The sequence below is a fragment of the Nodosilinea sp. LEGE 07088 genome (genome assembly GCF_015207395.1).
Taxonomy (GTDB): domain Bacteria; phylum Cyanobacteriota; class Cyanobacteriia; order Phormidesmidales; family Phormidesmidaceae; genus Nodosilinea.
In genome coordinates this window covers 1-7,536 of the sequence record NZ_JADEWX010000231.1, presented here as the reverse complement: position 1 = coordinate 7,536, position 7,536 = coordinate 1, and the positions used below count along the sequence as shown (strand labels likewise).

At 49.2% G+C, this 7,536-nt stretch carries 8 protein-coding genes; 4 read left to right on the top strand and 4 right to left on the bottom strand.

What is annotated here, in order from left to right:
* Positions 1 to 469: 469 nt before the first annotated feature.
* From IQ254_RS28220 to IQ254_RS28205, 4 genes are all read left to right on the top strand, one after another.
* Positions 470 to 646: a DUF4278 domain-containing protein gene (locus IQ254_RS28220; protein WP_193969477.1), complete on the top strand. Its 177-nt coding sequence runs from the start codon at positions 470 to 472 to the stop codon at positions 644 to 646.
* Positions 647 to 1,099: 453 nt separating this feature from the next.
* The gene (locus tag IQ254_RS28215) at positions 1,100 to 2,152 is read left to right on the top strand and encodes a pentapeptide repeat-containing protein (protein WP_193969476.1); all 1,053 of its coding nucleotides are present in this window, start codon (positions 1,100 to 1,102) and stop codon (positions 2,150 to 2,152) included.
* Between the two features lie 72 nt (positions 2,153 to 2,224).
* Complete coding sequence (locus IQ254_RS28210) at positions 2,225 to 2,410, top strand: hypothetical protein (RefSeq protein ID WP_193969475.1); 186 nt, start codon at positions 2,225 to 2,227, stop codon at positions 2,408 to 2,410.
* Between the two features lie 228 nt (positions 2,411 to 2,638).
* Positions 2,639 to 3,136, top strand: a complete 498-nt coding sequence (locus tag IQ254_RS28205) for a hypothetical protein (protein ID WP_193969474.1) — start codon at positions 2,639 to 2,641, stop codon at positions 3,134 to 3,136.
* 304 nt (positions 3,137 to 3,440) lie between these two features.
* Here IQ254_RS28205 and IQ254_RS28200 read toward each other — a convergent pair whose 3' ends face one another.
* The 4 genes from IQ254_RS28200 to IQ254_RS28185 form a co-directional block, all read right to left on the bottom strand.
* Entirely contained in the window at positions 3,441 to 5,093 is a 1,653-nt protein-coding gene (locus IQ254_RS28200) for a cyclic peptide export ABC transporter (protein ID WP_193969473.1), read from the bottom strand.
* Positions 5,094 to 5,550: 457 nt separating this feature from the next.
* A complete protein-coding gene (locus IQ254_RS28195; protein ID WP_193969472.1) occupies positions 5,551 to 5,793 on the bottom strand; it encodes a DUF2892 domain-containing protein in 243 nt (80 codons plus the stop codon).
* A 47-nt stretch (positions 5,794 to 5,840) separates the two neighbouring features.
* Positions 5,841 to 6,278, bottom strand: coding sequence for an SRPBCC family protein (locus tag IQ254_RS28190; RefSeq protein ID WP_193969471.1), 438 nt, complete (start codon positions 6,276 to 6,278; stop codon positions 5,841 to 5,843).
* 63 nt (positions 6,279 to 6,341) lie between these two features.
* Positions 6,342 to 6,935 (bottom strand): TetR/AcrR family transcriptional regulator, encoded by a 594-nt coding sequence (locus IQ254_RS28185; RefSeq protein ID WP_193969470.1) that lies wholly within the window; start codon positions 6,933 to 6,935, stop codon positions 6,342 to 6,344.
* Positions 6,936 to 7,536 lie beyond the last annotated feature (601 nt).

Here is a 7,536-nt window from a genome sequence, read left to right as displayed (position 1 = left end):
GCCGTTCTTGGAAATATCATGAGACCCACAGGTCGGACAAATCATCTCAATCGTCATGGGTTCGACTCCCTTGTCATCTCGATGGCATAGTCTGATTTTCCTCTGCCCCGTACACTAATGCACTACCCACAGGATGTAGGGCATTCTCGTCGAAGATGTTAATCTTCACCCAACTGTAGGCAATATGCTTTGCTTTTTTTGGTGCTGTGGTACGAGCCTAGTACTCGACGGCATAAATAAAGCAACTATTACCTTGGATAGGGGAGCAGGGGAGCTAGGGCTGGTGGTGCGATCGCGGGGGCAAACCGACTAGGCCGAGCTAACGTCAGCAGCACCCCATCATTGGCATTCTAAGTGAGCCAGATCACCCAGGGTAAGGATCACAAGCACACCAGGCTATGGGAAATGCCCATGGGTGTAGCTGTTTCTTTCTATAGAGACACCCACCCATCTAATAGGAGCCCTAGCTATGCAACTTTCTTTTCTCGGTAAGTCTTATACCGCTTCTGCCAATGCGATCGCAGCGGCCCCCACAGGGGAAATGGCCACCTTTATGGGTCGCCCCTACGCCCGCAAGCAAGCTACTGTAGAGCATCGCCAGCAGCCTGCTGAACTCACCTATCGCGGTGTGCACTACGCCCGTTAGATATCTGATCTCCTCTGAACACAGTACCCTGCCCCTGGCCAGCGCCGGGGGTGTATGTGTTTTGGGGCATAGCCGATATTGCTCCACTGATAACAGCACCTCAGCCGGAAAGTACCCTGTTATGGGTGAAGCTGTTGCTAGTGCTGAGGATAGCTACCAGTGGCCAAGAAAATTAAAGCTGAGAAGCAGAAGAAACATATCGAGCAAGTAGCTTGGGAACTGTACCAGAACCGAGAGCGACTTGGTCGGAAGGGAGATGCTCAGGGCGATTGGGGAACGGCAGAGAAGATTGTTAGGAGCCCATTGCGAACAACTCTGTTTGCTATACATCGCCCACTGATTAAGCTGGAGAAAAATACATGGGAACCCCTACTAGCATGGGCTAACAATCAAGCGCTGTTGAGTCTGTTGAGTCTATTGGGGCTGATTGGCAACGCAGGCCTCATCATTGCAGTGTTCACCTTCATTGGAACAGAAAAACAGCGGCGCGATGCTGAAGTTCTCAATGCTTGGCAAACGCTCACATCGGCTCACGGACAATCTGGTAGTGGCGGACGCATTCAAGCTTTAGAGTTTCTAAATGCTTCTCCGGGGGCAAATTGGCGCCGCAAGTTCCCTTGGGTTTGTGCTCCCTACTCACTTTGTACCTGGCCTGCGGAGACATTGGACGGCATCAATCTAAGTACAGATAGCAGTGGAAAAGAAGGAGCCTACTTATCGAGTATTGAGCTGCCTGAAGCCAGCTTGGTAGACGCCAACCTAGAAGGGGCTGACCTAAGGTTCGCCAATCTAGAAGCAGCTAACCTGGAATCCGCTAACCTACAAAGGGCCATCCTAGGAAATGCCAATCTGGAGGGGGGGATTTTGGGATTCGCCAATCTGCAAGGAGTAAATCTAAGGTTCGCCAATCTGCAAGGGGCTACCCTAGAGAATGCCAATTTGGAAAGGGCTAGTCTAGGATCCGCTAATCTTCAAGGAGCGGTCCTTAGGCGCGCCAACCTGCAAGGGGCTAGTCTAGAATCCGCTAATCTGGAAGGAGCTGATCTGGAGGAAGTCGATCTGCAAGGAGCTGACCTAGGATCCGCCAATCTGGAAGAAGCTATCCTATGGAACGCTAATCTGCAAGGAGTTGACTTAGGGGACGCTAATCTGCAAGGAGCTGACTTAGGATTTGCCAATTTGCAAGGGGCTATCTTGTGGGGTGCCAATCTGCGGGGAGCTAACCTGATTCTCGTCAACCTGCAGGGAGCTGCCTTGGGGGACGCCAATTTGCAAGGGACTATCCTGTGGTCGACCAATCTGGAAGGAGCTGACCTGTGGGGTACCGATCTGAAAGGGGCGAACCTCAACGAGGCAAACCTACAAGGAGCCCGTCTGAGAGACACCGATCTAGAAGAGGCCAAACTTTGCCGCACCATCCTACCCGATGGCGTAGATCTGAGTCCTAACCGTGACTGCGAAGCACTAGGCAACGATCCAGAAACAGGAGAATATATCGGGCCATGAGGCGGTATCCCACCTACAGAGTGCGCCTTAAAATAGAGACTTAAGGCTGTTTGCCCCCATCGAAGTAACGCCATGATCGAGGCTGAAATCCTGCAAAAAATGCAGGCTGCTTCGATTGAAGAGCGCATTGCCTCCATCGAGCTACTTTTGCAATCTCTAAAAGCCGAGCCCCCCAAAACCGCAGCCGCCTCACCCCAAGTTGTAGAAGCAGCCCAGTGCCCTGCCTTCGGCTTTATGCCCCGGCAGCATCTTGGGTGATGTTGTTTCCCCTATCTGACCAGAAACCACCTGGGAAGTCCTTCGGTAAGGTGGTTCCTCGATACCCACGTTTGAAGCGGATCGGGTGATCGGGCTGTTCAGCTCCCCAAACATCTTTTTCCCAGGAGATTTCAGTAAGATCGGATCATTACCCATTACCTTCGTAGAAGGGGGATACTCTGCTCTAGCAGAACGGGTTGTCAGTGAGTTGTGAGCTAGATTTGGAGTATGAGAAAAACCCAAGCAATTCAGCGTTTTCTCCGGCTGTATCGTCGGGTTGTGCTGAAGGCACCCGTTCCAATCACAGTGGCGAGAAGTCATCTCGATGGAGCGCTCTCTGAAGCGATTACTCTCTCAGGCCAATTTCAGTACACCCGCCGCTATGAGGGATATCTCAGGCATAACAAACTTAGACTCCGTGGCCCGATAACGCGAACGGGTCGTCAGTTTTGTTTTCTCGTAGACGGAGACTTGGGAGAACGAGGATCTGAAACGGAGCTGGATGGCAAGATATATCTCACTGATGGCAATTTCTACCAGATTCTGGGTGCGGCGGTTACTATCTTTGTTTTTTTTGCTGTTGCAGCTCGTTGGGCAACTCTAACCATCACTCCCGTGTTTTTAGTATTCATCTATGGGATGACGCAATGGCATTTCCAGCATTACGTTCGTGAAATTACTCAATTACTGACTGATCTGATTGTGCATGGGCAGCCGCGCTCATAGCTTTTGGGCCACATCGGACCTATACAAGGAAAGCGGTCTGTCAGCTTCTCATATACTGCTCGGTTATGCAAGACTCAGCCCCAATTGGTTTTAGAAGGTTGAGATGACTCAACCTTCTAAAACTATCTTCTATCAAGTACAGTTTGGCGTTGAGATGGCAACTGCTTGAGTAGAAAACGATGATAGTGATTGTTATGATCCCATCCCCCTTGGTCATATAGAGCAATGCGATCGAAATCAGCGCGTATTTTCTGCATCAGGCTGTCACTCATACTGTTTTACAGTCCAAAGTGCAACGTTATTGTTAGCTGGACTCATGCGATTTTTCCTTTGTAGAAAAATCACCGCTAACGTCAGACTCAATCTGACCGTAGTTAAGCTTGATCATACGATCTGCCACATGAAAATAATGATCATCATGGCTGATTACCAGCACGGTTTTGCCGCGCTGCTTGAGGTCACCCAATAGCTGAGTATAAAAAATCTCACGAAAGATCGGGTCTTGGTCAGCGGCCCACTCATCGAATAAATAGATAGGACGATCCTCTAGGTAAGCCGTCAATAGCGCCAGCCGTTTACGCTGCCCCTGAGAAAGCGCAACGGTAGAAAGCTGCCCTGACTGTACGGTTACCTTCTGGTCTAACTCCAGTCGTTTGAGAAATTCCTGGGCTTGGGCATCCAGCGTTAGATCTTCGGCACTGATCAAACGCTCAAATAAATAAAAGTCTGAATAGATGGCCGAAAAATATTGCCGATACCATTCGCGATTGGCATCTACAATGGGCACTCCGTCTAATTGCAACTCGCCTGACTCTGGGATATAGAGGCCGGTTATCAGTTTTGCCAGGGTTGACTTACCGCTGCCGTTGCCACCAACAATGAAGATCAACTCGCCAGCCTTTAGCGTCAAACTAATCGGCCCTGTTGTAAAGTGATGATTTGCCTCTTCACCCTGATAAGAATGAACCACTGACCTTAACTCAAGGGTTTCCCAGTCAGCTTTTGAGGTCTGCCATACAGCGGTATCTATTTCAGCATTCTCAGCCAAGGTCAACCCCATTTCATTGACCTTCTGAATCGAGACATTAGCATTTGCCAGTGTTGGTAACTGCTGGATGAGATTTTCCAAAGGGCCCAATAAGTAGGTCAGCGTCAAAATGTAGGCTGGTAGCACGGACTGGGCAGTCGGTGCTACCTGGGGAACCCCGAAGAGCAACAGCCCGATGAGCAGAAAGAATAGTAGCTGACCTCCCCCTGTTGCCAAAGCCGCGATTTTGAAGGCTCGCTTTTGGTAATAGCGGGAAGCAGCGGCAGTCACTTCCAGATCTTCGTCAAAAAAGCGCTGTCGGCGAGTCGAATGGAGCTTGAGTTCTTTGATGCCGTCGGTGATGCTGCGAAAGTGCTGAAATAGGCGGTCAACCTCTCGGCGGGCCTGACGCAGGTAGCGATGGGCGGCGTTGATGAGGAACTGGACAAGAACAATGGCGACCACCATAAAAATCACCGTGGCGACCAAGACCCAGCCCGACAGCCAGCCCAGATAGATAGCGCAGCCGCCGATGATCGCAATATCGATACAGATGTAGGGAATGACAAAGACCGTATCTGAAATAGCCTGAACGTCTTTGGTTAGAACCGCCAAAAGCTGGCTAGGGCCTAACCGCTCTAGCTGACGCAGCGGAGCCGAAAGAATACGCTGGCTAAGGCGCAAGCGCAGCTGATAGACCGAATCTTGGGCTAAGTCAATCAACAAAAACTGGGCTAGGCTACCGCTGATTAAAGCTAGGAGCACTAGTCCAGCAAAGAGGGCGATCGCCGACGGCATGGCCCCTTTGCTGAGGGTGGTATTGACCAGGGCAATCAGGCGCACACTACAGCCACCGCTGACAATGCCCATCAGAGTCGCAATCACCACCCGCACCCACGATGCTTTGAGCAGCAGCCAGAGAATACCCATGATTTTGCAGAGAACTCGTCAGTAGAAGCAGCACTTTTGGCATTCGCTTTCACTACTTTGATGCAGGGAATCAGCGATCAAGGCCTGAGACTGTGACAGTTTAAGGGGGCTAGCCATCGCTGCTTGCAGTCTCCATAAGCTACTGCCGAGCTAGATGCAGAATGGGTCAGTCATGCAATTTCACAACAAATCTGAGTTCCTAGAGCATCGGTTCAGCATGGCTAGAAACCCGGTTTCTTCGTTGGTTTGCCTACGAAATTTGGTCGTTCCCAGAGTAGAAACCGGGTTCCTGTACCGGCATTCTAGCAGACACTTGCCAAGATACTGCCTTACCAATAATCGAAGGCGGTACAACGTTCCGACTGAGCGACTGCAAGTAACCTTCGTAACACCACCAAGATCTTCCAACAGTCCGCTCCAGTCGGGTTGTTAGCCTGCGCGCTTGCGCTCTTTGTGGTTATTCAAAGCCTTTTGGCTTCTTCCTTGGGCAAGTTGAAAGTCCCAGAAAGTAATAGATGGAGCAGGTACCTGTTAAACTCGTCAACAGCAGCATCAAAGCCAAAACGCCCAGAAAAACACTGACCCCGCCTGAAATGGCTCCTGTGAAGTGCAAATAGACAACAATCAGAGTCGGTAAGCTACGGATTAGGCGATCAATCTTGCCGACATTCCGAGTTTTTAAAGCATTAAACAAAGACATGAAAATTCTCCTGTTGTGACTATGAATTTCTAAGATCAACGAACAATTCAGGAAGCAATTGGGATAGTCTTGTGATAGTCTTCAAGACCTTGAATTCCCTGAGAATAAACCATTTGGAGCATTTCCTTGACTTGAGCGGCAGTCTCTTCATCAGCCTCGAATTCTGCTCCCCAAGTAATAGTCGTCCTACCATTAGAAACGTCTCTGACTTTTATGGAAGCAATCAAATCGCTTGCAGGTAAAGGATGTCGATCAATCGCATAGCGAAATAGACGGGCATCATGACTGACTTCAATAATTTTTTCCTCAAGGTCATTACCGTCAGCCATCACGCAAAATCGAGCGGCACCTTCACCCACTCCCTCTAGGCGACAACTTTGAATCATTGGAAACCATTGGTGAACGTTTCCTCCTGCACTAATGGTTGACCAAATCGCGTCCGCACTGCCTGAAATTTCTCGTTCAACCGTCGTATTATGTTTCATGTTTCACCTCTCGAAGATTTGCTTAAAATACAAGAACAATCATTCTGAAATAAGACAAAAAAATTAAAGCTGCTTCAACATGGCAAGAATTCCCCTCACGTAACGCTTGACATCTTCCCTAGAGGCAGGCGATCGCGCGTAAGTACTTATGCCCAGGACGCTCCCAGTCAAAAACTCGGTAATCTGGACAATATCAGTACCCTCTGCCAATTCACCGTTATGTTGAGCGCTTTTCAGTGCTCGTGCAAAGGCTCGACGCAACCGTTCAAGATACTGCTGCACCCTAGAGATCACGATTGGATCATGGACAGCGCCTTCAACAGCAGTATTGCAGATCAGGCAGCCGAGGGAACTAGAAGGATGATCGAGATAGTCGATGAATTGCTCAAAGAATATCTCGATCTCTGTCAATGAAGGTTCTGAGTCTTCACTCTCAAGTCTAGCTAGATATTGAGAGATAACCGTACTCAGATACCAGTCTAATGCCCGTTGAAATAACTCTTGCTTATCACCAAAAGTTTCGTACAAGCCATAGCGCTGTACACCTGAACGCTGAACCAAATCAGCTATTGAAGTATCCTGGTAGCCTTTTTCCCAGAATAGATGCATGACTTGATTGAGACAATTTTCAGGATCAAACTCTTTGTGACGAGGCATCTTAAAACAGAATGATCGTTCTGAAATTAATCTTACTCTAAATTAGATCATTTGTCAAAGTGCTAAGAGCACAGCTAGAAAAATCTGTATCAAGAATCGGCTTACAGCAACTTCATGAAGCTGAGTGACCGAGCTACTCTATACAGCATGCCCTCAAATAACTCAGCAGGCTAATGATCGAGCTGAGCCGCGAACGCCGTCGAGTACGATGTCGTCGGGCTAGCGGTGTTCGTCGGCTCCAGCGAGGTTGTTCTTCCGCAGCTGCGAGATTTTATCACACGGCACCAAACACTTGTACTATTGCGGAGGAGCAACTTAATTATGCCGACAGTTTCCGTATAATTGCCGCGCAGAGGGCAGTTATGCCGACGCCGTCCGTATAATTCATTCAAAGACTGAGCAGAGCTATATCCGCTGGATCAAGCGCTTCATTGCATACCAAGTAGGCAGTTGAGATTAAATGTAAGATAGCAAGGTAGCCAGAGTGCCCTCAAATGCCCGCCCCATTACGCATCATTTTGACCGAGGAAGAAGACCGCACGTTAAGTGAACTTCGGGAGGCTCAGACAGTTCCCTATCGGACGCGTGACCGAGCGCATAT